Source organism: Nostoc sp., assembly GCF_036919615.1.
Classification (GTDB): Bacteria; Cyanobacteriota; Cyanobacteriia; order Cyanobacteriales; family Nostocaceae; genus Nostoc.
In genome coordinates this window covers 38,966-62,369 of the sequence record NZ_JBALCN010000023.1, presented here as the reverse complement: position 1 = coordinate 62,369, position 23,404 = coordinate 38,966, and the positions used below count along the sequence as shown (strand labels likewise).

Genomic DNA, 23,404 nt, shown 5'->3' with positions numbered 1-23,404 from the left:
ATTGTGTGCGTTATAACAATAAAAAATCAAAAGTAGTAATTTTTTAAAAATCCCTTTAGCAAGCTCAAATTGGAAGATATGACCCAGCGTCATTGATCAATTAAAAACTTGAATAAATGGCAATTTTGGCGTTTTGATTGCCAGCATAGGAAGTTATTATTTCCTTAGAGGGAAGCATCTGTTGCAAGATATTGCAACATAGTCAAAAAGAGAAAATCGCTAGTCAACTGCAACTGAGCCGAGTGAACGATAACAGTTATGTCTTACGTCTCCCTGTTGAAAAATATACCAGAAATCCTAAGCCAGCCAATTGGGATAGCAGCTATAGCCTCTCTTGGCATCCACGGTGCGATTGCCATGATTGTGCCATTGATGCCTATGGAGTCTAACAAGCCCAAAGAAACAGCATCATCCAAAACAGTCGGACTTTTGGAACTGAGCCAAGCCGATCAAAACCGTTTGCCGCAAAGCACATCCAAACTTGGTTTACAACAATTTCCGCCAGTAGCGCCACTTTCTGCTCCGAACTTTAGCGCCCAAACTACTATATTGCCGCCATTGGCGCCACCGGCATCCAGTCAGCTAGTACTGCCTCCACTACCCGCATCATCGAATAACTATCGAGTCTCTTCCTTGCCTACAAGGCAGTCTTTGCGGATGATTCCTAGTGAAAATTTGCGATTTGACGCCTCTAAATTTGACAGTTCTAAATTCAATACCAGCGCCAAATTCTCTCCATCAGTTCCATCAGTTCCTCGTTTGAATAATAGTAATACCAAATATAAGCCACCTAAGCCGCTGGCTGTAAATAGGTTGCCAGAATTGCAGTCGCAGCAAATACCTGATGATATTCTGCGGAATGCCCAATCTCCTAACCTATCTGACACTACCCCCATTGCAACAGCACAGGGAAATACAACTTCACAAATGATCCAATCGGGTAATGATGCGTTTAGAATTGCTCAAAACCCGCTGAGAAATTCTCTAAGACAAGCTCCAAGGGCTGGGGATAGCTTAACCCTAACTAGGGGAACCACGCTTAAGACACGCGATTTATCTGGAAAAGGAACTCAACTGGCGATAGCACAGCTAGACTCCTACGCAAACCTGAGAAAAGAAGTCCAGCAAGAATACCCCAACGCTGAACAAAAACCAGTCATTCGCCAAACATTACCTACAGATAAGCCGAATCTTGAAGGTGCTGTTTTGGGTGTATTAGTGGTCGATCCTGATGGTAAAGTCTTAGATATTAAGTTTCAAAACAAGTTAGTTTCCCCGGAATTGCTTGTTAAAGCAAGGGAATACTTCAATAAGCAATCCCCCAAGGGAGATAAACGGATAAGTTCCTATCCATTTAACCTAAGTTTCCAAAATAATACTAGCAACATCACTGGGACTACTCAATTATCTGTACCGGGAATCAATAACAATCAGCTTACCCGATCACCAACAGCTACTTTTAAACCATTACCTGATCTGCGAATCAGAAATAACCAGCCTGCATCCTTTCCGACAGGTACTTTTAAACCATTATTTTCGCCGGGAATCAATAGCAATCAACCTACGCCCTCACCAGCAGTTACTTCTAAACCATTATCTGAACTGCCAATCAAAAATAACCAGCTTACGCCTTCATCGGCATCTACTACTTCCGAACCGTTATTGCTACCAAAAGTCAATAGTAATCAGCCTACACTCTCTGCTGAATCGGATCAAAAATTAGTAGAACTGTTGCGCGAAGTAAAGGAAAACAGACAGAAGTCTAATCCAGAAAAATAATCACCAGCGGGTGATTCTGGATTAAGAACAAGCTAAAAGCCATAAATGATAAAAATTGTGAATTTATCATTCATCTTTAAAATATGGTTTTTAGCAGTTGACGAACTGGCGATCGTTAGTTCGTCATATATATAACTAACTTTGAAGTTTGTTAGAAGGTTATATCTAGGACTTACGCACTGTACAAACGAATCATCTTGTGTATCAACGCAAATACGTTATTTCAGGCTTTTATAAAGGCCGTTCGTTGGTTGCGATCGCTTGGTGAGGAATAGAAAAATCAGGCTAGAAGCACTGAAAATCATAACCGCTATTTTGACTTTTCTGTCAATGCGTAAGTCCTAATATCTATAAATACATTCAGGTATTTCTAACAAATAAATTCTCCAATGTTGTGGGGTAGGCGTCTCGCCTTTAATTACTGGCGGGCGAGACGCTCACCCCACAAGAACTAGACAGTATAGCTAGTTTACCAGCCTTGTTCTGCATTCTGAAAAACGTAAGCAGCTACCTCCAGAATTTCTTCAGGACTTAACTTGCTTTTAAAGGCAGGCATGGCATTTTTTCCATTTTGCACTTGATGGATAATCGCCTCGATTGAGTCGCTATTATAATTTTCTAGGTACTTTGACAATGCTTCCTTTTTCAAGGTTTTCTGGTTAACAAGGATGTTACCGCCACCTATATGGCAAGAAGCGCAGTTAGCATCGAAAATTTTAGCACCGTTAGATGTTTCGGCAGCTAGTGCTGGACTAATGAATGTCAATTTGAATTGGGCGATCGCTAACAACAGAATTAATAAAAGTATTCTCAAGAAATTTCCTCGCAACAAGCCTCCAGCAAGAGTATAAACGTGATTAATTCCTGATTAAGTCAAATTTGATCAAAATTGGCGGTAACGAGTTCACCCCTTCCATCGCCATAGGCTGTTTAGCGTCTTAGGGGAGGATAGGACTCGTTACCGCCATTTATGCATTTTGTGTATCACTCTAGGAGTGTGACGTGTTGCTATGAGCTAATTTCACTGAGAAATTACCTTGTATCAAAGGTTAGTGTTTCTAGCCTTGGACAGTGATTTTACCAACCATGCCAGCACCACGGTGAGGTTCACAGTAGAAGGTGTAGTCACCAGCAGGTGCGTCTGCTGCAAAGGTGGTTGTTTCCTTTTGACCAGGACTCATGAGCAACTTCTTATGAGACAGAGATTTTGCTAAATCAGCGCTCTTATCGGGGTTTTTGGCAGGATCAAATACAACATTATGGGGAGGAACTTTATTGTTCACCCATTCAATTGTGTCACCTGGTTTAATTGTCAACTTTTTCGGTTCAAATGCCAGCAGTCCTTTATCGCTACCCAATTTCACCTGGTAAGTTTCAGCCGAAGCGCTGGGAGTAAAAACAGCGAAGCTGCTAACAACTAAAAGGATTGTTAATACAGCTAAACCAAGGCGTCGCCAGCTTGCTGAAATCAATTTCATGGCTCTCTCCTAACAAAATAATTTTTTTCCTTTTCTCATTTTAAATAAAATCAACACCAAATATGACAATCTGTCATAGATACAATTTTTTTTTTAATAATTGGGAGGAATTTATTACAAAAAGCTGTGGAATCAGTAATAAATACTAGACTGCCATAGCCCAAAAAGCCTGTGAATAAAGGTAAACAGTAAAATAAGAGACTTTTATTTTTTCTTTAGGAATATCCTGGTTTTTTTTTTAATTTTTTGTCTCCCAATAGGAACATTTTATGCTGCTGTAAAAATGAAAGCAGCTAAACTTTGCTGAAAAGTTGGGATTGGGGACTAGAGACTGAATTCTTTCCAATCCCCAATCCCCAGCACCCAATACCCAATGACTCAGTACTAATTACAGGATTTAGTAATAGATTTTTCCGCCTCCCCACTTAGTGCCAACGATTTTGGGTTGTAAAAGAATATGACCGGCGATCGCCTCCAAGTTATCATCCGTCAGATTTCGCATTGCTGTGAAAATATCTGCGCTTTTGATACTAGGGTGTATTTCAGAAATCTCTTCTTCCCCGTCGTAAGTAGTAGGATTTTTCAGGTAATCCACCAAGCCTTCAACGTTGTTACGGTTGGGTGTTGCCAGTGCCAGGTCTTCTGGAGTGAGTCCCACGTTCTGGTTTGTCTTGGTAACTCCCCCAGCATGACATTGGGCACAAGCGTAATTAAATAAACGTTTGCCTTCTTTGACTTGTTTAAGGCTGAGTACGGTAACCTCACCCTGAGTATTTAATGGCACTGTTCGGGTAGCTTTGTCCAATTCCACTGCTGTCGCGCTACTGACAATCAACTGAAACGAGAGAAAAACAGTAACCACAACAACGCCAATTAGTCTTCTAAACATGTTTCCCCTTAAAAATTTATGACGCTCAACACAGCTAAGAAAGCGATTCTCAATCTCCAAGCTACTAATTGCTAATGACTCATTGTTTTTTGTCATTAGCTATCAGTGATTAGCCAAAGTCCGAGATAACCCTTCAGGTGATCTCGTGATCACCCACCAAGTTGCTAGTACCTTTTGGGCGTATTTCAGACGATATTTGGGAAATAATTGCCTTTGCATCTTCTAACGCCAAACGGGTCTTTTGGTGTTTGTAGGCGATTCCCAGTTGGTTGCACAGAGAAAACACTTTTTCTACAGGAATGCTGTAGTCGGCTGCTATCTCTGCGATTGATAGGTCTGCAAAACCCATAATGCTTGTTAACTGATAAATAGAGATTGAGTCGCTGTAATACCAATATCACGTTAGGAGTGCAATTTATCGCCCAAAATACGGTTTGGGGATCGGGAGGGGGAAAGAGGGCAGGGGGGGCAGGGGAGCAGGGGAGCAGGGGGGAAGAGTTTTCCAATGCTCCATGCCCAATGTCCTATGCCTATTAACCCTTTCCCCCGGTAAAAGTGACGCTTTGAATAAAGTAACGATTAAAAAAGGCGTAAATGCCTAAAGCCGGCAGGGTGAAGACCATAGAAGCCGCCATAATGTAGTTCCAATAGCTGATGTATTGACCTTTGAAGGTGTTCAGCCCTAAGGGGAGAGTAAACATTTCTGGGTCAAATAGGATAACTATAGGCAGTAAGAAATTATTCCAACTTCCCATGAACACAAAAACTGCCTGGGCTGCTAGTGCTGGTTTTGCCAAAGGTAAGACAATATGTCGAAAAATTCCAAAGGTATTTAAGCCATCGAGTTGAGCTGCTTCTTCTAGTTCTTTAGGAAAATTAACGAAAAACTGCCGCATCATGAAGATAAAAGTGGCATTAACCATGCTAGGCACAATCATGCCTTGGTAAGAATTCAGCCAGCCGATCGCTTTCAAAATCAAAAATGTCGGAATTAGGGTGATTTGCGCTGGTACTGCCAGTACTGCCAAGATTAGGAAGAACCAAAAGCGTTTGCCCACAAAACGCAGTCTTGCTAAAGCATAACCAGCCATTGAATTTAACAATAAATTTAAAAGCGTGACGCTGACGGCAATCACCACACTGTTGAACAACCAGTGCCAAAACAGCGGTTCTTGCAGAAAGATTTGCCTGTAGTTATCGAGAGTAAAATTCTTGGGGAGAAAGTTGGATTCACCACTGACAATCTCTGTTAGCGGTTTAAATGACGCTGAAAGTGCCCAGAGAAAGGGAATAAGGGTGACGATCGCATAGAGTGTCAGCAAGACGTACAACAAGACTTTCAGCCAGGATAAGCCAGAGATGTTAGTCAAATCCGTTCGCCTCCAAAAAGTCGCCGCTGAATCAAAGTGATGGCAATAATCACTGCCGCTAACAAAAATGCGATCGCAGCTGCATATCCCATTTGTAAATTCCGAAACACAGCTTGGTAAATTAGCAGCACCACAGTTAAAGTAGCGTTGTTTGGCCCGCCAGTACCCCCAGAAAAGATGTAAGACTGGTCAAAAAGTTGAAAAGTCCCAATCACCCCTACTGTTACCACAAAGAAGGTTACAGGCTTAAGCAAGGGAAGAGTAATGTAGGTAAATTGCTGCCACCAATTTGCGCCATCGAGTTGGGCCGCCTCATAAAGTGTTTGGGGTATATCCTGCAACGCCGCCAGATAAATCACCATGAAAAACGGCGCGGTTGACCAAATGTTCATGATCATAATTCCTTTGAGCGCAACTGCGGGATCACCCAACCAGTTATAAGTAGGTAGCCCCACAAAAGTGAGAAAATCGTTTAGTAGCCCATCAGTGTTATAAATCCACATAAAGATAAGCGTCAGCACTGCTGAAGAAGTGACTGTAGGCAAAAAGTAGAGGATACGCCACCAGTTTTTACCACGAATCCCAGAATTCAAAGTTACCGCCAGAATTAAAGCTAGGACTGTTTGAATTGGCACAACAATGGCTACATATTCTGCTGTGTTTCTCAAAGCAATCCAAACCCTTTCATCTTCAGCTAATCGCGTGAAGTTCCGAAAACCAATGAACTCGTACTCAATACCGCCGAGAAGTTGAACTTTTTGCAGGGAAAGAAAAATGGCGTAGAGAATGGGTAAGACTACAAAAGTTCCTAAGACTAGAATGGTGGGCATTATAAACATATACCCAGCCAAGTCTTCTGTGATGTTCCATCTAGGATTACTCCGCCGCCTGCTGATTTCAAACACTACTGAACCTCCACCTAATCTCGTACTAACCCGACTGTAGCGATGGGTTATACATGATTATTTATCGTACTCCGTGTTCAGAACTCGAAACTCTGTATTCAGAACTCGAAACTTTATGCTCACAACTCGAAACTTTGTGCTCAGAACTCGGAACTTCGTGCTCAGAACTTGAAACTCTGTGTTCAGAACTTAAAACTCCGTGTTCAGAACTCGAAACGCCAAGCTTTTTTCTCAGAACTTCGTGCTCAGAACTCGAAACTCCGTGTTCAGAACTTATAATTTCCATAATTCCAGAATAAGTGAAGAGTTAGCTTTAAGGAATATGAGACTTAACTTACAATCTCACCTTTACAGCGCTGTTTCGACACGATTTAAAAATTCGTTCAAGACTTGCAAGAATCGTTCCGTCTCTTCCAAATGAGGCATATGTGAACTGTTTTCAAACAGTACCCACTCAGAGCCAGAAATACCCTGGTGAACTGTTTTAACACAAGTAGGCGTAACCTCATCGTAGCGACCTGAAAGTAGCAGTGTCGGCACAATAATTTCACCTAGACGATCTTCAATATTCCAGTCGATGATTTTGCCTGCACCCCGAAACTCTGTACCAACTTTGCTGTAGGCTCTAGTTAAGCTACTCGGCCAAGGATCTACTCGGCAAAGAAAAGAATGATTAAAAGCTTCCATTGCCTGTTTATATTCGGGGTCTTGAGTTGTACCGTCAGCTTCATGCTTACGAATGACCTGTTGTACTTCAATTGGCAGCTCATTCATTAAGCTATAAGCTTCACTAACAAATTGTTGAATACTACAAGGTGTACTAGCTAAAACAAGACTGACTAACCCAGTCGGTTGGGAAAGAGCATGTTCTAGGGCCAAACAACCACCCCATGATTGTCCAAAAAGATGAACCTGTTCTAAATCCAATGCGCTGCGGACGGCAACGAGTTCTTCTTTGAACAAATCAATGGAATATAAGGTGGGGTCTGTGGGGCGATCGCTATTACCACACCCTAATTGATCGTAAAAAATAACTCGTCTTCCGGTTGCTGCGATGCCTGCGGCGGGCGAAGCCAACGCTTCTAATGGTTCTAAGTAGTCGTAGGGTACTCCTGGGCCTCCGTGAAGACACAGCAGCGGTAGCTTTTTAGAATCTTCTTGGTCTGGTTTAACGATGCGATACCATACCTGATGACCACGGAATGAAATAAAGTCTTCAATGGCAGAAGTTACAGTCATGGAGTTAGTGTTTTATTGCTCAAAGAAATATACTCAATTACGCGATCGCTTGAACCTCATTGAGTTTATAAATTGGGATGCCCAGCGATGCCTACAGACGTAGTAACGCTGAAAAAGTCTAGTGTCGTTCAGATTGTACTGATTGATGAAAATATTTGGATGGAAAGTGTCAATTTAGAATGGGGTCATCGAGATCCAGTAGATCGAGTTGTCGTTGCACTAGCCAGAAGTAATCAAGCTGCAATAATTACAGCAGATAAAGAGATAGCAAATTTCTACTCAGAAGTGATTTGGTGAAGGTAAGAAAGATTGCTTACTCCATAGCCTTAATTTGCTGATTAGCTTCATTCTGTGCCTTCAGCATCGCTTGATTTAATAGTTGTTGCCCAAGCAAGGCGCTGACAAACTGATTATCAAAGTTATTGACGATCGCCCCTGGATACTTACCTACCTGCCAAGGTGTAGCATAATCCACTCCCGCCACTAATGGCGAGCGCAATGGATCTTGGTCGTAGCCCAAATTCTTTGCGACTGATTTACGTGTTGGTAAAGCAAACCCTTTTCCTGTCCACTTCTGCATCCCTTCTTTACCCGTGAGATAACAAATCAACTCCCAAGCTTCGGCTTTGTGCTGTGCTTGCTTGTTCATCACGTAGGCAACCGTAAATACCATCGTGCCTTTTTTGTCATTAATAGTAGGCACTGGTGCGGTAGCAAACTCTAATTGGGGAAAGGTTTCAGTTAGATAGGGAATTGCCCAGTTACCTTCAATCACCATTGCTACTTTACTCTGACCAAACATTTCACTACCTGAGTTTGTCCCCACATCAGATTTTTGGGCAGAGGAGTGGTCTTTTTGATACTGGTCTACTACCAACTCTAAACCCTGCAAACCTGTTGCACTGGCAAAGGTAGCAGAACCATTTTGATCAACAAGTTGTCCACCAAAGGCTTTAATTTTATAAGCCTGACGCGCCAATTCGGGAATTTCTCCAAAGCCGTATTTGTTAATTTTGCCTGTCAATTGTTTCGAGTAATTACGTAATTCCTCCCAAGTAGCTGGCGGATTACTCAAGCTTGCGGCGGCAAATGCTTTTTTGTTATAAAAGAGGGCAAGGGTAGAATAGTCTTTAGGAAAACCGTAAATCTGGTTCTGGTATTTGAAGCTGTTGAGTAGGGTATCCTCAAAATCCGTTAGGTCAAATTCGGGAGTGATGTAAGCATCTAACGGTTCCAAAACATTCTGACTCATCAAGAAAGGAGCTTCCAGCGCATCCAGATAAAAAACATCAGGCGCAGCTTCCCCAACTAAACGAGTTTTGATTACATCCATGTATTGGTCGGAGATTACCTCATATTTCACCTTAATAGTTGGATGCCGTGCCTCAAAGTCTTGCAACACCTGCCTCAAAAGTTTTTGCTCAACAGGGGAACCTCCCCAACCACTAAGTTTAATAGTGACTGCGGTAGACGCTAAGGGTTTGCTTGGTAATTGTAGACTGTGACAAGCAATGATGGCGATCGCGATCGCCATTACCAGTCCTAAAAAATTAAACAATCTTTTCTTGATCACAGACAAATAACAGTCTCTCTCAACTCACTTATATCTTGTGTTATTAATGAGTGATATTTTACTTCTCTGAAATTTTTGTTAAAAATTGCAAGCTGAAATAACGAAAACTTATCAGGAATATTAATGAAAGCATACTGAGTTCCAGGGTAACCGGATTTATATCAGGATGTTTTACTCATTAAACATACATTATGGATTTTGTTCAGGTTGAAACAACTGCGCCACTGACTCTAGAAATTTCCCAGATTGCCTTACCACTAACAGCACTCTCTCCAACCTCTCGAATTCCCAAGGATACTATTCGCACAAGTCTAAGAGCCTCCACTACAGATTCTGTCTTAGCAGCGGTTTACTCCCTTGGAACTGGCGGGATTTTACTCAGCAATTTCTTGGTGGAATTGGGTGCTAGTCCAGTGGTATTTGGGATGCTTTCTTCTATCCCGATGTTGGTCAATCTGGTTCAGCCGTTGGGTGCTTACTTGTCTGAACGCAGCACCAGCCGCTTTCAATATTCTCTTCGGACACACGGAATTGGTCGTCTGCTATGGCTGGTTCTAGTAATCAGTATTGCAGGCGTAGGCTGGGGAGTGGTTAATACTCACCAATTAGTGATATTGACACTCTTGATTGTCCTATTTAGCAATCTTTTGGGAGGACTAGGAACAGCATCGTGGCTAAGTTGGGTAGCAATGATAGTTCCCCGACAATTGCGAGGCAGGTATTTTGGGACACGCAATAGTGCTGCTAGTCTAACTAATTTGGTTTGCGTACCAATGGCCGGTCTAGCTGTATCACATTGGTATGGGGGAACTCTCCAAGGCTATGGGGTGATTTTGCTGGTAGGCATCGTGTTTGGGATTATGGGATTAGGGTGTCAATATTTCCAAGTGGATATGAATCCGCGATGCCTACGGCAGCAAGCTACGCAAAATACTTATTATGGTAAGTTACCTCGAACAAGTGAGATTGAGCCAGAGGTTGCAAAATATGAATCTTCTGAAGTAGCTCAATCAATTCATCCACCACAAAACCAATTAGCTAACAGTCTTTGGAAAAACTCTAACTTTTTGAGATTTCTGCTGTATTTCAGCTTCTGGACACTTGCTGTGAGCCTCAGCGGTCCTTTTTTTAACCTCTACATGCTGGACACGCTGAATTTGGACGTGAGCTACGTGACTATCTACAACAGCCTTCAGGCGGGGGCGACTTTGCTAATGCTCATCCTGTGGGGCAAATTAGCAGACAAGATAGGTAATCGTCCTATTCTCATCTGTATTGGGATTTTGGTTGCAGCCACACCACTGCTGTGGCTGGGGATTGGTGTTAATCGCCTTGACATCTGGTTGTGGTTACCCCTGTTACATATCTTGAGTGGAGGGACTTGGGCGGCGATTGACTTATGCAGCAACAATATACAATTGGCGATCGCACCAAATAAAAATCAGTCTATCTATTTTGCGATCGCAGCTGCCGTTGCTGGAGCGAGTGGTGCTTTAGGCACAACTATAGGCAGCTTCATCGTCCAATTTGCTCAGTTTGGAGGCTTACTGGGGTTGTTCGCCCTCTCTAGTCTATTCCGACTAGCAGCGCTTGTTCCACTGTTTTTTGTCAAAGAGCCGGGAAGGTGAGGGAATCAAAACTGAGGAGTTAGGAGTCAGGAGTTATGAAGTTTTCACCGAAGAGGCTCTTGGATGGGGGCTCAAAGCTTGGGGAAATGACCCCTGACTCATGCTGTGAAGCTGCATCGGAACATGGGTCTGAGTCCCCCACTTCACGTTACCTGGTTTTGGTGACTGTGGGGTCGAATCCCCATTTTGTTCTGTCCCCCTTGCTTATTGCTCCCTGCTCCCTTGCCTCTTTTTCAATTTCTACTCCTCACTGGAGTTTTGGAGTCTCCGGCTTTGTTCCTCACTCATAACTTTTGTTTATTCTGCAGCGGTAGAAGTTAAGGACATTGTTTCCCACAACACCATATGAGGGGTTGTTAGTACAGGCTGGTGTAGGGCAATCAGCTGGGCTAGGGTGTTCTTTAATTGGGTACGGGGTACGATATCATCAACAAAACCGTGCTGGAGCAAATCTTCAGCAGTCTGAAAATCATCGGGAAGTTTTTCCCGCAGGGTTTGCTCAATCACTCGCCGACCGGCAAAACCAATAGTTGCCTTGGGTTCTGCCAAAATGAGATCGCCCAACATCGCAAAACTTGCGGTAACACCGCCCGTTGTGGGATTGGTCAAAACAGGAATATATAATAGTCGGGCGTCTTTATGGCGCTGTAGGGCTGCGGAGATTTTCGCCATCTGCATCAGGGAGAGCATTCCTTCTTGCATTCTCGCGCCACCGGAGGTGCAGACGATAACTACAGGATACCGCCGTTGAGTGGCTTGCTCAATCATCCGGGTGAGTCTTTCTCCCACGACCGAGCCCATACTACCACCCATGAAACGGAAGTCCATAACCCCAAGGGCAATAGGCAAGCCGTTGATTTGACCCAAACCAGTTTTAACTGCGTCTATTAAGCCAATTTTCTCCTGTAATTCCCGCAAGCGATCGCTGTAGAGTTTGCGATCGCGAAATTCCAGCGGATCGGTTGGACGCAAATGCTCGTCCAGCGGTTTCCAGGTATTGTTATCTATCAATTGACGGATGCGCTCATCGCTGTCTACCCGATTGTGATGACCACATTCGACACAAACCATCTGATTGGCTTTTAGGTCTTTTGTGTATGTCAATACACCACACTTAGAACATTTATTCCATAGACCATCGGCAATTTCACGCTCTTGGCGTTCGAGGCTGGTAGATCCTGATTTCCGTCGATTTGCAAACCAATCAAATAGAGACTTTAAACCGCGTGATTCTTCGTTGTTAGCCATTTTTTATTTTATTTTAAGTGGGTATAAGGTCGAAAACATGTCAAACCGTATTGGGTTATCCTTAGTTTTTTGTCATTTGTCTTTACTAATGACTGATGACTACATCGTCAAACTACACTTTTAAGCAATTCAAACCTTAATTTTCATCTTTGGTTGCCAGCTTAACGAAAATACTTATGCCAATACAAGTCTCTTGCTCTTTTTTCAGCAGACTTAATTCTATGGACGTACTGACTAAAGCCATGAGAATACCAACCTCCAAATAAGATGCTCTCCCCCTCCCACCTAAATCAATTATTCGTATTGCTAGGTGATGAGCAATCTGCATCTGTTGCACTAATTGTGCTTGCCAACGGTTAATCGTCGTTAAGAGGGTAATACAAGTCACAAGCTGAATATTATCAAAATATGAAGGGCAGATGGGGTAATGCTGGTTACAGTCAGAAATTATAAATATTTCTTATCAAAGGGCATGGGGCATTGGGTAATGGGAAGAGACAAGGAAGACGAGGGAGAGGGGGGAGACAAGGAAGAAACTTGTTCAATAATTCTCCCTTGTCCCCCTCAGCTCCCCCACTCCCCACTCCCCACTTCAGTTCAAGATGCTGGAAAAAATAACCGTAGGTAGCTAGACAAAATGGCTTCGCCGCAAAATAGAGTAATCACAGATCCCAAAGCTAGAAAAGGGCCAAAAGGCATCTTTTGTCCTAATCTTTGTCGGGATGTCTCTTGAGTGGCAGCTTCTCTACGTTCGCGCAGCGTGTCGCAGACAGACGCTTTGCGAATGCGTTTATGTATAATAACACCGCTACCAACTAATGCTCCCAGCGTACAAGCAATAAAACTAGCCAAGAGCAAATATTTCCACCCTAACCAGGCTCCCATCATGGCTGCTAACTTGGCATCACCTGCACCCATTGCAGCTTTACCAAAGGCAATTGAACCTAATATGGCGATCGCATCAAACAGCCATAAACCCAATACTGCGCCAACTATCGCCATCATCAGGTGATTTACCAATGCTACAGAGCTAGCTTCTGGTAAAAAACCAACCACCATTTGAAACAAAATCCCCACCACCAAACCCGACTGAGTAAGTGGATTGGGTAGGGTCATTGTATCTAGGTCGATAAGCGATAGCGCCAATAACCAACTACAAAAAGCCCAATAGCCTATTGTTAAAGTCGAAACCTGAAATACTAAAAAAACCAGTAAAAAAATTATGCCCGTTACCCCTTCTACCACAGGATAACGGACATAAATTTTGCTTTTGCAATATCGACACCGCCCTTTTAAGGAAATCCAGCCAAATACTGGTACATTGTCGTAAGCTTTTAGCTGGTTTAAGCATTTAGGACAACGAGAAGGCGGCCAAAGAATTGATAACCCAGCAGGTAGCCGATAAACAATAACATTGAGAAAACTACCAATAGATGCACCCAAAGCAAAAACCATTACACTCGCCAGGACGGCGAACAAAATGTCCATACATTTATTTGTCCTTTGTCATTTGTCCTGTGTCATTTGTCGTTTATCTTTTGTCGTTTGTCGAGATGTCCTTTGTCGAGAACTAATGATTAATGACTAATGACCAATGACCAATGACTAATGACTAATGACTAATGACTAATGACTAATGACTAATGACTAATGACTAATGACTAATGACTAATACATGTGCGATTCAATTTGACTCAAGGGCACAAAACATTCTTGAGGTAAGAGAACTGGTTGGTTAGTAAAAATAACCTTACCTCGATGAGTCATGCGATTAATTGCTACACCGGAAGGTTGCCCAGCTATTTCGGGATGTACTTCACAGTGAGTGTAGTATATCTGCCCAGCAGCTCTGATTACGGCGGGATCAATCAAAGGCGGCTGGTTTTTTGGGGCGGTAAAATTTGCTTGTCCTTGTCGTAATGCGTACACTATCGACTGTTATTTGATTGCTAGATTTCTCTATAGTCTACCCGAAACTTATAGCAAAGGTTGCCAAATTGCCCAAGTTGCACTTTAAATATTCGTAATTCGTAATGACGCTCTCTACCAGACCAAGGCATAGCTTGCTTTTTTGCAGGAGTATGAATATTTGCTCTCAGCGAACGCGAACAGCGTCTCCCTTTGGGAGAAGAGAAGGCTTTAGGCTACGCTAACTACGCTAACGCAATTCGTAATTCTGTAACAGAAAGGGGATTTAGCGCCAAATCGGAGCATCGGAAACCTTCGTAGACGCTTTGCAGTCAGAGGATCGCAGTCTTTTAGCAACGCGAAGGAGCGTCTTCTAGAGTTGGGGAGACACCAAGGGCGAACGAGTATCAGCCACGAACCCGATAGTGTAGCCTCAACTCTTGGAGAGGCTGCGCCAACGAGTCTTGTTTACAACACGCTGTTCGCGTTTAAGCATTAGGGATTGCCAGGGTCTCAAACCTTAATACTTAATTGCGATGAAATTATTTTGTTTCAAGAGCTAAAATCAGTGCATCACCCATAGCGCGGCAACCCAGGAGATTTTTTCCTGGAGAGATTATATCCCCTGTGCGATCGCCTTGTTCTAAAACTTGCAATACGGCTTGTTCAATGTGATCTGCTGCTTTTGGCTGGTCTAAACCGTAGCGTAACATCATCGCCGCACTCAAAACCTGTGCTAAAGGATTAGCCTTATCAAGTCCGGCAATATCTGGGGCGGAACCATGAACTGGTTCAAACACACCAGGCCCTGAAGCGCCCAAACTAGCCGAGGGTAACATCCCAATGCTACCCGTGAGCATGGCAGCAGCATCAGAGAGAATATCACCAAACAAATTGCCTGTGACGATGGTATCGAACTGCTTGGGAGACCGTAGCAACTGCATAGCAGCATTATCTACATATAGATGAGAGAGTTCGATATCTGGATATTCTGTACTAAGTTGGGTAATGCGATCGCGCCACAACTGAGATACTTCTAATACGTTCGCCTTATCCACCGAACAAAGTTTTCCGCCACGTTTTCTAGCCGCCTCAAAGGCCACCCGCCCAATGCGTTCAATTTCAGATTCAGTGTAAACCATTGTATTTACACCGCGTTTCTCACCAGTTTCCGTGGCAAAAATCCCCTTGGGTTTACCGAAGTAAATTCCACCAGTGAGTTCACGCACCACCATAATATCCACACCTTCCACAACTTCGCGTTTTAAAGTTGAGGCGTCAATTAGTTGAGGCAAAATTTTCGCTGGGCGTAAATTGGCAAATAGTCCCAAACCCGCACGTAGCCCCAATAAACCTGCTTCTGGGCGTAAATTAGATGGCAAAGAATCCCACTTATAACCACCAATCGCAGCGAGTAACACAGCATCACTGTTACGACAAGTCTCTAGAGTGGCAGATGGTAGGGGTTCCCCTGTAGCATCAATTGCTGCACCACCAATCAGGGCTTCTTGGAATTCAAATTTCAGATCAAATTGCTTTCCTACGACTTTCAGCACATCTACCGCCACTGCCATAATTTCAGGGCCAATGCCATCGCCGGGGAGTAGAGTAATGCGGTAGTTCTGGGTCATAGCTAATTTTACTGGGTAAATGCTTGCAGATTAAATATCATACCTAGCAAAATGTACCGATGGAGTTTTTAATTTATTTGGGTGCGGCTCTTTTGCTCCAAAGAAAAACGTGCTGCCCTATACTTTCAGAGGTATTCGCCCCCAATGCCCAAAACGAGGAAAGGAAAACCAGGAAAAATAGAGGAAGACTCATCAACATACAGCAGATTTCAAGTTGAGTGTTGTACACAAGCGAAGTCTCAAAGCCAGATATAAAGCCTGTTTTACTTCTGTTAGCGCAGCGGTGCGTAGCCCATTCTGACAACTGACGCCTTTATTCTGCTGTATCTGTTCCTAGATTCACTTTCCAAATACGTCCTAGAGTTGAGCAAAGCTTCTTCAAAGGTGTAGCTGTCGGTTGTTTGACAGGTAGTAGATTACTTCGATACCGATGGCTACTCCTACCATAAACACTAAAACCCAGACGGTTTGTGGATCTGTTTGCAAAGCAAACCAAATTAACATTCCTAGTGCTACCAAACATATTCCAACACCTAGAAGGGAAATCCACTGCTTACTTTTCGTATAACGATGCATACGAGCATTAGCTAAATTAACCGCAGCAAATATCAGAAGAAACCCAGCACTACCCATCGTTGAAATCCGACTTATATCAAATAAATTGGCGATTATTAGAGTAATACCACTAGTAATAAATAAGCCAATTGAAGATTGGTCACGGCCATTTATTTCGCTACTAGAGTCAAACCCCCTAGATTTAGCAATAATAGAGCTAAAACGAGCTGAGCCGTAGAGTGTTGCGTTACTAGCTGAGAGAGTTGATAAAAGAGCCGCAATAGTCATCAAAACAGCTCCGAATTGCCCCATAATTGGTTTGGCAACCTCAGCCAAAGTATAGTCTTTTGCTGCCAAAATCTGTTCTATTGGTTCTGCTCCCAATGTGACGAGTGCTATTAAAACGTAAAGCAAAATAACGAACCCGATTACAGAGTAATAAACTCGTGGCAAAGTATGCTTGGGATTGACAAGATCCTCTGCTGTATTGGCAATTAGCTCAAAGCCTTCATAAGACAAGAAAATCACCATTGCTCCTGCGAAAATTGACTGTAGCGACGACACTGAGGCTGGTGCTAGACGGGAAATGTCGATATGACTGCTCCCCATAATAATGAACAGTATTAAAATCCCCAGTTTGAAGCTGACAATCCAGATTTGAGATTTACCAATATGATTGGCAGTCAGTAGATTTAGTCCAGTTGTCCCTAAAATTGCCAAGCTAATCAGTAAGTGCTTCCAAAAAGGTTGAGTAGACTCTGTGAATAAACTAATTCCATAACTACCAAAAGCCTGCAAGTAAAAGGAAAGCATGACTACATAGCTAAACCATAGTAGAAGATTCAGTGTCCCACTAAACAGCCCTAGACCAAAAGCCTGGTTTAAGAAGGTTACTGTCCCGCCTCGACATGGATGAGCTACTGAAAGTTTTGCATAAGCATAAGTAGTTATCAAAGCTATTGTCCCTGCGATCGCAAATGCTAGTGGTGCGCCTGCATCAGTTATTTGAATCACAACTCCCAGCGCTGGAAAAAGTCCACCAACAATGCCTCCCACACCCAATGCCCACACAGACCAAAAACCTATTTTTTTGCTTGACACCTGTAACCTCTTTAAGAATAGATAGTCTTATAGTCGTTGACCAGCACGCAGATAATCAAGCTGAACAATCTTATTAGACTATTTTCTCTCCATACACGCTACTACTGTGTACAGCGACTTGAGCCATTCTCGCGCAAGAAGGGTATGCAATACGCGTCTCGTAGAAAAGGTGGTTCGATAATTTTCATAGCTCAAATAGGATTGCTATAGTGGCTCAACTCCATCATGATGTGAAGCATAACGAAGCGATGCCTGCGGTTCTTGCTAGCCTATGCACTTTTAAAAAGGAAAATTAGCCAAATTTCTAATGTCCTCTATCATCAGGTTTGCAATGTTATCTTTATTACCTACCCAATAAAAATTGTTGGCAAAACTTAGTCCCCATTGCCTAACATCTTCAATAGCATAAGCAATAGTTTGCCCGATAACAGGCATTTTCATAATCGATTCAAAATCCATACATTTTTTATCTGATTAACTGGAAAGACCTAGAAATTTCTAGCTTTAGTATTCCCAGTAACAAAACTTAATTATTGAGATTATTTAAAAATTTCATGAAGATGGTGGTCAAAAATGCTCATTACTCAAAGCTACTTTATATAAACTCAGTTTCAATTTCTGAAACAAGCATGACAGAAGTTGTAGAAAAAGGTTAGGTTAAGTGTTAATCACAAGCCGCACCCCAGCAGCGATGGTAAAAGAATTAGCAATTTGCACCCGTGGACTAACTAAGCAATTTGACCGACACGTTGCTGTCAATGACGTTGATTTAGACATCCAGGCTGGTGAAGTATATGGACTGATTGGGCCGAATGGCGCGGGTAAAACAACTCTCATCCGGATGTTGGCAACTGCTGAGGAACCAACTACAGGTGAGATTTATATTAATGGCGATCGCCTACTCCGTGACAAGAGTAATCCCAAACTTAAGCGTCGTCTAGGCTACTTACCTGATGACTACCCGCTATATGAGGATCTGACTGTCTGGGACTACCTAGATTATTTTGCGCGTCTGTATCGTTTGCGAGAACCACGCCGCACTCAACGCCTGCATGAAGTTTTAGAACTAATCCAACTTGGTAATAAACGCCACAGTCAGATTTCTACTCTGTCGCGGGGGATGAAACAGCGCTTAAGTTTAGCACGAACCATTATCCACGAACCGATTTTACTACTACTGGATGAGCCTGTTTCTGGGCTTGATCCCATTGCGAGGATGCAGTTTCGTGAAATCATTAAGGCTTTGCCAGAAGCTGGGATGACTGTAATTATTTCTTCCCATGTTCTCAGTGATTTAGCGGAACTGTGTACTTCTGTGGGAATTATGGAACTTGGCTTTTTGGTAGAAAGTACTTCTTTACAGCAACTTTATCAACGTCTTTCCCACCAGCAAATTGTCTTATCAACTTTGGGAGACTTAGAGACACTTTTGAGCGAACTAAAACATCATCCTTTAGTAGAAGAGTGGGAGGTAATACTAGGAAAAAACAGCGTGCGGGTAAATTTTTCGGGCAAAGAGGAAGATAGTGCTGAGTTATTGCGATCGCTCATCAAAACAGGCATTCCTCTGACTGATTTTCACTGTATGCAAGAAGACTTAGAAAGTATTTTCCTAAAATTAGGTCACAAACAAGCATCTTGATACGTCAATAAATATCACTCCCCATTTTTGGAGATTTTTTTGCTATGATGCCCAATTTGATAGACAAAATCGGCGATTGGAATCCGCAACTATTGCGGGAACTCAAAGGACGCCTGAAGTTTTTTAATGTAGCGATCGCAGTTGCAACATCTCTACTACTGCAACTGGTAGTTTTTTTATATCAATTACGGGAGTTTCCTGATGATAAATATTCGCTAAATAGCACATACTGTAGTTTGCCTCAAACATATGAACAGCCAGAAAACCCGGTTTTGCAAGAATTAAATCAATCTAAAACTGCTGATTTGAATGATTTAATATCAAATAATATTTGTCCCCAAAACGAAATTGATTGGCAGTTGTGGTGGCGAGATCATTGGGAATATATATTTCTAACATTTAGTGTAATTTTTGTATTTACACTATTAGTTGCAGGAACTTATTTACTAATTAACGATTTAGCTAAAGAAGAAACTCGCGGTACACTGAATTTCATCCGTCTCAGCCCCCAATCAGAAACAAGTATATTGACTGGCAAGTTGCTAGGAGTTCCAAGTTTAATTTATTTGATCATCTTAGTAGCAGTTCCTTTACATTTGTGGGCTGGTCATTCTGCCAATATTGCATTTAGTTACATTTTGAGTTACTACGCTATTCTTGCTGCCAGTTGTATTTTTTTCTACAGTGCTGCACTACTATTTGGCTTAGTTAGTCGTTGGTTTAGCGGTTTTCAGCCTTGGTTAGGTAGTGGTGCCGTTTTCCTTTTTTTGTTCACAACGATGGTGCTGGGATCGTCTTATAACAACAGTTTAAATAATTCAACTGCTTGGTTTAGACTTTTTAGTGTTTGGGATACAACAAATTATTTATTTCCTAATTTGTTCCATCTATCCAATGGTTCTCCCATGAAAAACTGGCAGTTTTTCTATTTACCCTTAGGGACAAGTTTAGTTAATGTTGTTGGCTTCCATTTATTAAACTTTGGATTGTGCAGTTACGGTATTCTGCAAGTTCTTAAACGTTGCTTCCGTAATCCTCAAGCCTCAATAATCACCAAAAAGCAAAGTTATTTGCTAGTAGCTTTTTGCCAGTTGATGATCTGGGGATTTGCTCTACAAAATGGTAAAAATAATGATACGTGGGATCAACAGGTTGGGGAAAACTTCGTTTTGCTGGCACTGTACAACTTGGTGTTGATTTTAAGTTTAATTGCGGTTCTTTCCCCTCACCGTCAAGATGTACAAGATTGGGCAAGATATCGACATCAGGGAGTTTCTAGTCACAAGAGTATTAGGCAGGATCTAATGTGGGCTGAAAAAAGCCCTGCACTCGTGGCGATCGCAATTAATTTAACAATTGTTACTATTCCCTGGTTAATTTGGCTTTCACTTACATCTATTGTTGACGCAAACGATGGCCGAACTTGGATCGTTAACGAGATTGACAGGTTTAAAGTACTTTTAACTATAGCTTTGTCTATCAGCTTAATGATGATTTACGCTACCATCGCTCAATTGATACTTTTGCTGAAAACTCCTAAGCGTTCTTTCTGGGCAATTGGAACTTTAGGTGCAGCCGTGTTCCTACCACCGATGATTCTAGAATTTATCGGTATCTCGTCGTGGAAACATTCTACTGTCTGGATGTTTACAACTTTTCCTTGGGCGGCTGTAGAACACGCTGGAACGACAACAGTTTTTATGGCACTGTTAGCTGATTTGAGTGTTCTAGCGTTGTTAAACTTCCAGCTGACAAGGCAGGTGAAATTAGCAGGCGAATCTGCTACGAAAGCATTATTAGCAGGACGTTAGGTAAGTAGTTATTGATACACGTTAGATGTTAGATCCCTGACTTCTCAAAGAAGTCGGGGATCTTGTTTTTCTACGAATGATTTAGGACTGCTATATTATCTATTATTTGCCTACATCGGCTGTAAATACGGTTTGGATAAGACTTGATCACCCCTAATCCTCCTTAAAAAGGGCGGAAATAAGCGGTCTTTTGCCCACCTTAGAAAGGAGGGTTGGGGGGATCTTCGAGGGATTAATATGCCTAACTGAACTATATTGCATCGGCTGTTAAATTTTTAATCGGCACAAATATCACAATAATCTAAGAATTATGCTAAATCTCTCTACTCAAGACTTACGCTACACAGCTATTCAGTTTTTAGAACAAAGTCCCCCACAGCGTCTACAAATTCTCAAGCAACTGGGCATAGCTCGTTATGAGTTTTTAACCAAAATACGACTAAATGAAGCAAATATAATTTGTATTATGCGGTTTTTGAAATATCCAAGTCAGCTAAAATTTCCTAATCTTATAGGAGCAGATTTATCTGGTTTAATTTTAGATGGTGTAAACTTTATCCGAGGAAATTTATCAGGAGCAAATCTACAAGATAGTAGTTTAGTGAATGCAGACCTCTTATTTGTAAATTTTACGAAAGCCGATTTGAGAAATGCAGATTTACGAGGTGCAACTCTTAATGAGACTATTTGGTTAGAGACTTTAGTAGATAAGTGTCAGCTTGGCGTAGGAACTGGTTTAAATCATCTGCAACGTCAAGATTTACAACTACGCGGAGCTAGATTTAATTCTTGAGAAGATGGTAATTAAAATACACAAAATTATAAGATTATTAAATTGAGATTCACCTGGATAAGTTAATGAGTATTAAGTTGCCCCAAAAATTGATGCTGCTGGGTTCAGGAGAACTAGGCAAAGAATTTGCGATCGCTGCTCAACGTCTTGGTAATTATGTGATTGCTGTTGACCGTTATGCTAATGCTCCAGCTATGCAAGTTGCTGATGCTTCTGAAGTTATTTCTATGCTTAGTGCGGATGATTTAGAAGCTGTAGTGAAAAAATATCAGCCAGATATTATTATACCAGAAATTGAAGCAATCAGAACAGAAAAACTTCTAGAATTTGAACAGCGAGGGATTACAGTTATACCAACTGCGGCTGCTACTAACTATACAATGAATCGCGACAGAATTCGGGAACTGGCACATCAAAAATTAGGCATCAGAACAGCTAAATATGGCTATGCAATAACTCTAGAAGAATTGATTACAGTTTCTGATGAAATTGGATTTGCTAATGTTGTTAAACCTGTAATGTCATCCTCTGGTAAAGGTCAGTCTGTGGTGCAGGATAAGAGTGAGGTTGAGAAAGCTTGGAATTATGCGATCGCTAATTCTAGAGGAGACAGTCAAAAGGTGATCGTTGAAGAATTTATTAACTTTGAAATTGAGATAACTTTACTGACAATTAAACAGTGGAATGCACCGACAATTTTCTGTTCTCCTATTGGTCATCGCCAAGAACGAGGAGATTATCAAGAATCGTGGCAACCCGCACTAATTTCGGAAGACAAGATATTAAAAGCCCAAGAAATAGCCATAAAAGTCACTGATGCTTTAGGAGGAGCCGGAATTTTTGGCGTTGAATTTTTCATTACCAAAGATGAAGTGATTTTTTCCGAACTTTCTCCCAGACCCCATGATACGGGAATGGTGACATTAATCTCACAAAATCTCAATGAATTTGAACTACATTTAAGAGCTATTTTAGACTTGCCAATTCCTCATATAGAACAGCTAGGAGCATCAGCTAGTGCGGTAATTTTAGCTTCCAAAAAATCTGATTCTATTGCTTTTGGTGGTGTAGCCCATGCTTTGTCAGAAAAAGATGTAGATATTAAATTATTTGGTAAACCTAATGCTCATCTATATCGGCGAATGGGAGTAGCTTTAGCGAAGGGTGCTAATGTCCAAGAGGCTAGAGAAAAAGCTACTAGAGCAGCAAGTAAAATCACAATTATCTAATCCAAGTAGGTAGGTTGAATTAAATATAAAACCACTGTAGCTGTAGGGTATATTATCGCTGAGAGGACGGCATCATTTCAGGCTTTCGGTGTGTTACGGAAGCCCTAACACACCGAAAGCCTGTATCAATTACTTAACGTTAAGAAGTATGCATTCAATCGGCGGTAAGCGTAGCCATGCCGTCAGGCTTATCGCCCAGTTCACAGGTTGCAAAATTTTTCTCCCACCAGTCCAACATTGCTTGTTACCTTTAGCACCCGATTTTCATTACTCTATTGTATATGCGGGGCTGTTCCCTAAATCCTTTATGAGTCTGCTTTTTCAGATTTAACGGGAAAAGTCAGTTTGCCAACTCGTTCATACTGCATAATTCCAGAACCATTTGTCACCAAATCACGCCGCATAGTCAGGTTTTCCTGAAGGGTGACTTTACCAGCATCTAAATCCTGAAAAAAGGCAATGAGAATTGGCAGTTTGATTGTACTAGCAGCGGGGAAAACGCGATCGCCTCCAACATCTAGATAATCCCCAGTATCTAAATCTAGGAAAAACATTCCTGTTTTCAGAAAACTATAGCGACTCATCAAGGCTTTAAGCATTAGCGATCGCAGTAGCTTTGACAATG

General features: G+C 42.0%; 22 protein-coding genes and 1 pseudogene. 7 read left to right on the top strand and 16 right to left on the bottom strand.

From position 1 onward, the window contains the following. The first annotated feature begins 258 nt into the window (after window positions 1-258). Complete coding sequence (locus V7K48_RS08030) at window positions 259-1,779, top strand: hypothetical protein (RefSeq protein ID WP_335071257.1); 1,521 nt, start codon at window positions 259-261, stop codon at window positions 1,777-1,779. 469 nt (window positions 1,780-2,248) lie between these two features. On the opposite strand, the gene petJ is transcribed toward V7K48_RS08030, so the two are convergent. The 7 genes from petJ to V7K48_RS07995 all read right to left on the bottom strand — a co-directional run bounded on the left by petJ (window position 2,249) and on the right by V7K48_RS07995 (window position 7,660). Continuing rightward, window positions 2,249-2,593: a cytochrome c6 PetJ gene (petJ, locus tag V7K48_RS08025; RefSeq protein WP_335071255.1), complete on the bottom strand. Its 345-nt coding sequence runs from the start codon at window positions 2,591-2,593 to the stop codon at window positions 2,249-2,251. Between the two features lie 244 nt (window positions 2,594-2,837). Then, window positions 2,838-3,257: a plastocyanin gene (petE, locus tag V7K48_RS08020; protein WP_335071253.1), complete on the bottom strand. Its 420-nt coding sequence runs from the start codon at window positions 3,255-3,257 to the stop codon at window positions 2,838-2,840. 397 nt (window positions 3,258-3,654) lie between these two features. Further along, window positions 3,655-4,146 (bottom strand): photosystem II cytochrome c-550, encoded by a 492-nt coding sequence (gene psbV, locus V7K48_RS08015; RefSeq protein ID WP_335071365.1) that lies wholly within the window; start codon window positions 4,144-4,146, stop codon window positions 3,655-3,657. 133 nt (window positions 4,147-4,279) lie between these two features. Next, on the bottom strand, window positions 4,280-4,495 hold the full coding sequence (locus V7K48_RS08010) for a hypothetical protein (protein WP_334968501.1): 216 nt from the start codon (window positions 4,493-4,495) through the stop codon (window positions 4,280-4,282). Window positions 4,496-4,679: 184 nt separating this feature from the next. Beyond that, window positions 4,680-5,516, bottom strand: a complete 837-nt coding sequence (locus V7K48_RS08005; protein WP_335071251.1) for a carbohydrate ABC transporter permease — start codon at window positions 5,514-5,516, stop codon at window positions 4,680-4,682. Continuing rightward, window positions 5,513-6,421 (bottom strand): carbohydrate ABC transporter permease, encoded by a 909-nt coding sequence (locus V7K48_RS08000; protein WP_335071249.1) that lies wholly within the window; start codon window positions 6,419-6,421, stop codon window positions 5,513-5,515. Before V7K48_RS08000 ends, V7K48_RS08005 begins: the two co-directional genes overlap by 4 nt. 348 nt (window positions 6,422-6,769) lie before the next feature. Then, a complete protein-coding gene (locus V7K48_RS07995) occupies window positions 6,770-7,660 on the bottom strand; it encodes a proline iminopeptidase-family hydrolase (RefSeq protein ID WP_335071246.1) in 891 nt (296 codons plus the stop codon). A gap of 87 nt (window positions 7,661-7,747) precedes the next feature. Here V7K48_RS07995 and V7K48_RS07990 point away from each other — a divergent pair, with 87 nt between their 5' ends. Next, complete coding sequence (locus V7K48_RS07990) at window positions 7,748-7,957, top strand: PIN domain-containing protein (protein ID WP_335071244.1); 210 nt, start codon at window positions 7,748-7,750, stop codon at window positions 7,955-7,957. A gap of 16 nt (window positions 7,958-7,973) precedes the next feature. Here the strand turns inward: V7K48_RS07990 and V7K48_RS07985 are convergent, their stop codons facing one another. Continuing rightward, window positions 7,974-9,194, bottom strand: coding sequence for an ABC transporter substrate-binding protein (locus V7K48_RS07985; protein ID WP_335071362.1), 1,221 nt, complete (start codon window positions 9,192-9,194; stop codon window positions 7,974-7,976). Window positions 9,195-9,424: 230 nt separating this feature from the next. On the opposite strand from V7K48_RS07985, the gene V7K48_RS07980 reads away from it, so the two are divergent. Continuing rightward, window positions 9,425-10,861: an MFS transporter gene (locus V7K48_RS07980; RefSeq protein WP_335071242.1), complete on the top strand. Its 1,437-nt coding sequence runs from the start codon at window positions 9,425-9,427 to the stop codon at window positions 10,859-10,861. Between the two features lie 297 nt (window positions 10,862-11,158). Here the strand turns inward: V7K48_RS07980 and accD are convergent, their stop codons facing one another. The 7 genes from accD to V7K48_RS07945 form a co-directional block, all read right to left on the bottom strand. After that, on the bottom strand, window positions 11,159-12,109 hold the full coding sequence (gene accD / locus V7K48_RS07975; protein ID WP_335071240.1) for an acetyl-CoA carboxylase, carboxyltransferase subunit beta: 951 nt from the start codon (window positions 12,107-12,109) through the stop codon (window positions 11,159-11,161). Window positions 12,110-12,245: 136 nt separating this feature from the next. Continuing rightward, a complete protein-coding gene (locus V7K48_RS07970) occupies window positions 12,246-12,497 on the bottom strand; it encodes a hypothetical protein (RefSeq protein ID WP_335071238.1) in 252 nt (83 codons plus the stop codon). A gap of 209 nt (window positions 12,498-12,706) precedes the next feature. Next, window positions 12,707-13,597, bottom strand: a complete 891-nt coding sequence (locus tag V7K48_RS07965) for a prepilin peptidase (RefSeq protein WP_335071236.1) — start codon at window positions 13,595-13,597, stop codon at window positions 12,707-12,709. 180 nt (window positions 13,598-13,777) lie between these two features. Next, the gene (locus V7K48_RS07960; protein WP_335002032.1) at window positions 13,778-14,038 is read right to left on the bottom strand and encodes a hypothetical protein; all 261 of its coding nucleotides are present in this window, start codon (window positions 14,036-14,038) and stop codon (window positions 13,778-13,780) included. A 521-nt stretch (window positions 14,039-14,559) separates the two neighbouring features. After that, on the bottom strand, window positions 14,560-15,648 hold the full coding sequence (gene leuB, locus V7K48_RS07955) for a 3-isopropylmalate dehydrogenase (RefSeq protein WP_335071234.1): 1,089 nt from the start codon (window positions 15,646-15,648) through the stop codon (window positions 14,560-14,562). Between the two features lie 378 nt (window positions 15,649-16,026). Beyond that, window positions 16,027-17,304 (bottom strand): APC family permease, encoded by a 1,278-nt coding sequence (locus tag V7K48_RS07950; RefSeq protein ID WP_335071232.1) that lies wholly within the window; start codon window positions 17,302-17,304, stop codon window positions 16,027-16,029. A gap of 279 nt (window positions 17,305-17,583) precedes the next feature. Further along, on the bottom strand, window positions 17,584-17,763 hold the full coding sequence (locus V7K48_RS07945) for a hypothetical protein (protein WP_335071230.1): 180 nt from the start codon (window positions 17,761-17,763) through the stop codon (window positions 17,584-17,586). Window positions 17,764-17,995: 232 nt separating this feature from the next. Here V7K48_RS07945 and V7K48_RS07940 point away from each other — a divergent pair, with 232 nt between their 5' ends. The 4 genes from V7K48_RS07940 to purT all read left to right on the top strand — a co-directional run bounded on the left by V7K48_RS07940 (window position 17,996) and on the right by purT (window position 22,779). Continuing rightward, window positions 17,996-18,946, top strand: coding sequence for an ABC transporter ATP-binding protein (locus V7K48_RS07940; RefSeq protein WP_335071360.1), 951 nt, complete (start codon window positions 17,996-17,998; stop codon window positions 18,944-18,946). A gap of 44 nt (window positions 18,947-18,990) precedes the next feature. Next, complete coding sequence (locus tag V7K48_RS07935; RefSeq protein WP_335071227.1) at window positions 18,991-20,757, top strand: ABC transporter permease subunit; 1,767 nt, start codon at window positions 18,991-18,993, stop codon at window positions 20,755-20,757. Window positions 20,758-21,067: 310 nt separating this feature from the next. Continuing rightward, a complete protein-coding gene (locus V7K48_RS07930; RefSeq protein WP_335071224.1) occupies window positions 21,068-21,550 on the top strand; it encodes a pentapeptide repeat-containing protein in 483 nt (160 codons plus the stop codon). Between the two features lie 65 nt (window positions 21,551-21,615). Continuing rightward, complete coding sequence (gene purT, locus V7K48_RS07925) at window positions 21,616-22,779, top strand: formate-dependent phosphoribosylglycinamide formyltransferase (RefSeq protein ID WP_335071222.1); 1,164 nt, start codon at window positions 21,616-21,618, stop codon at window positions 22,777-22,779. A 347-nt stretch (window positions 22,780-23,126) separates the two neighbouring features. Here purT and V7K48_RS07920 read toward each other — a convergent pair. Then, window positions 23,127-23,375 (bottom strand): annotated as a pseudogene (locus V7K48_RS07920) (serine hydrolase); the annotation flags it as partial. Between the last annotated feature and the right edge of the window lie 29 nt (window positions 23,376-23,404).

What these genes read in the sequence shown, in the direction of transcription:
- V7K48_RS08030 (WP_335071257.1), top strand. Translation starts at nt 259, where the DNA reads ATGTCTTACGTCTCCCTGTTGAAAAATATACCAGAAATCCTAAGCCAG.
- petE (WP_335071253.1), bottom strand. Translation starts at nt 3,257, where the DNA reads ATGAAATTGATTTCAGCAAGCTGGCGACGCCTTGGTTTAGCTGTATTA.
- psbV (WP_335071365.1), bottom strand. Translation starts at nt 4,146, where the DNA reads ATGTTTAGAAGACTAATTGGCGTTGTTGTGGTTACTGTTTTTCTCTCG.
- V7K48_RS08010 (WP_334968501.1), bottom strand. Translation starts at nt 4,495, where the DNA reads ATGGGTTTTGCAGACCTATCAATCGCAGAGATAGCAGCCGACTACAGC.
- V7K48_RS07995 (WP_335071246.1), bottom strand. Translation starts at nt 7,660, where the DNA reads ATGACTGTAACTTCTGCCATTGAAGACTTTATTTCATTCCGTGGTCAT.
- V7K48_RS07990 (WP_335071244.1), top strand. Translation starts at nt 7,748, where the DNA reads ATGCCTACAGACGTAGTAACGCTGAAAAAGTCTAGTGTCGTTCAGATT.
- V7K48_RS07985 (WP_335071362.1), bottom strand. Translation starts at nt 9,194, where the DNA reads ATGGCGATCGCGATCGCCATCATTGCTTGTCACAGTCTACAATTACCA.
- V7K48_RS07980 (WP_335071242.1), top strand. Translation starts at nt 9,425, where the DNA reads ATGGATTTTGTTCAGGTTGAAACAACTGCGCCACTGACTCTAGAAATT.
- accD (WP_335071240.1), bottom strand. Translation starts at nt 12,109, where the DNA reads ATGGCTAACAACGAAGAATCACGCGGTTTAAAGTCTCTATTTGATTGG.
- V7K48_RS07965 (WP_335071236.1), bottom strand. Translation starts at nt 13,597, where the DNA reads ATGGACATTTTGTTCGCCGTCCTGGCGAGTGTAATGGTTTTTGCTTTG.
- leuB (WP_335071234.1), bottom strand. Translation starts at nt 15,648, where the DNA reads ATGACCCAGAACTACCGCATTACTCTACTCCCCGGCGATGGCATTGGC.
- V7K48_RS07945 (WP_335071230.1), bottom strand. Translation starts at nt 17,763, where the DNA reads ATGGATTTTGAATCGATTATGAAAATGCCTGTTATCGGGCAAACTATT.
- V7K48_RS07940 (WP_335071360.1), top strand. Translation starts at nt 17,996, where the DNA reads ATGGTAAAAGAATTAGCAATTTGCACCCGTGGACTAACTAAGCAATTT.
- V7K48_RS07935 (WP_335071227.1), top strand. Translation starts at nt 18,991, where the DNA reads ATGATGCCCAATTTGATAGACAAAATCGGCGATTGGAATCCGCAACTA.
- V7K48_RS07930 (WP_335071224.1), top strand. Translation starts at nt 21,068, where the DNA reads ATGCTAAATCTCTCTACTCAAGACTTACGCTACACAGCTATTCAGTTT.
- purT (WP_335071222.1), top strand. Translation starts at nt 21,616, where the DNA reads ATGAGTATTAAGTTGCCCCAAAAATTGATGCTGCTGGGTTCAGGAGAA.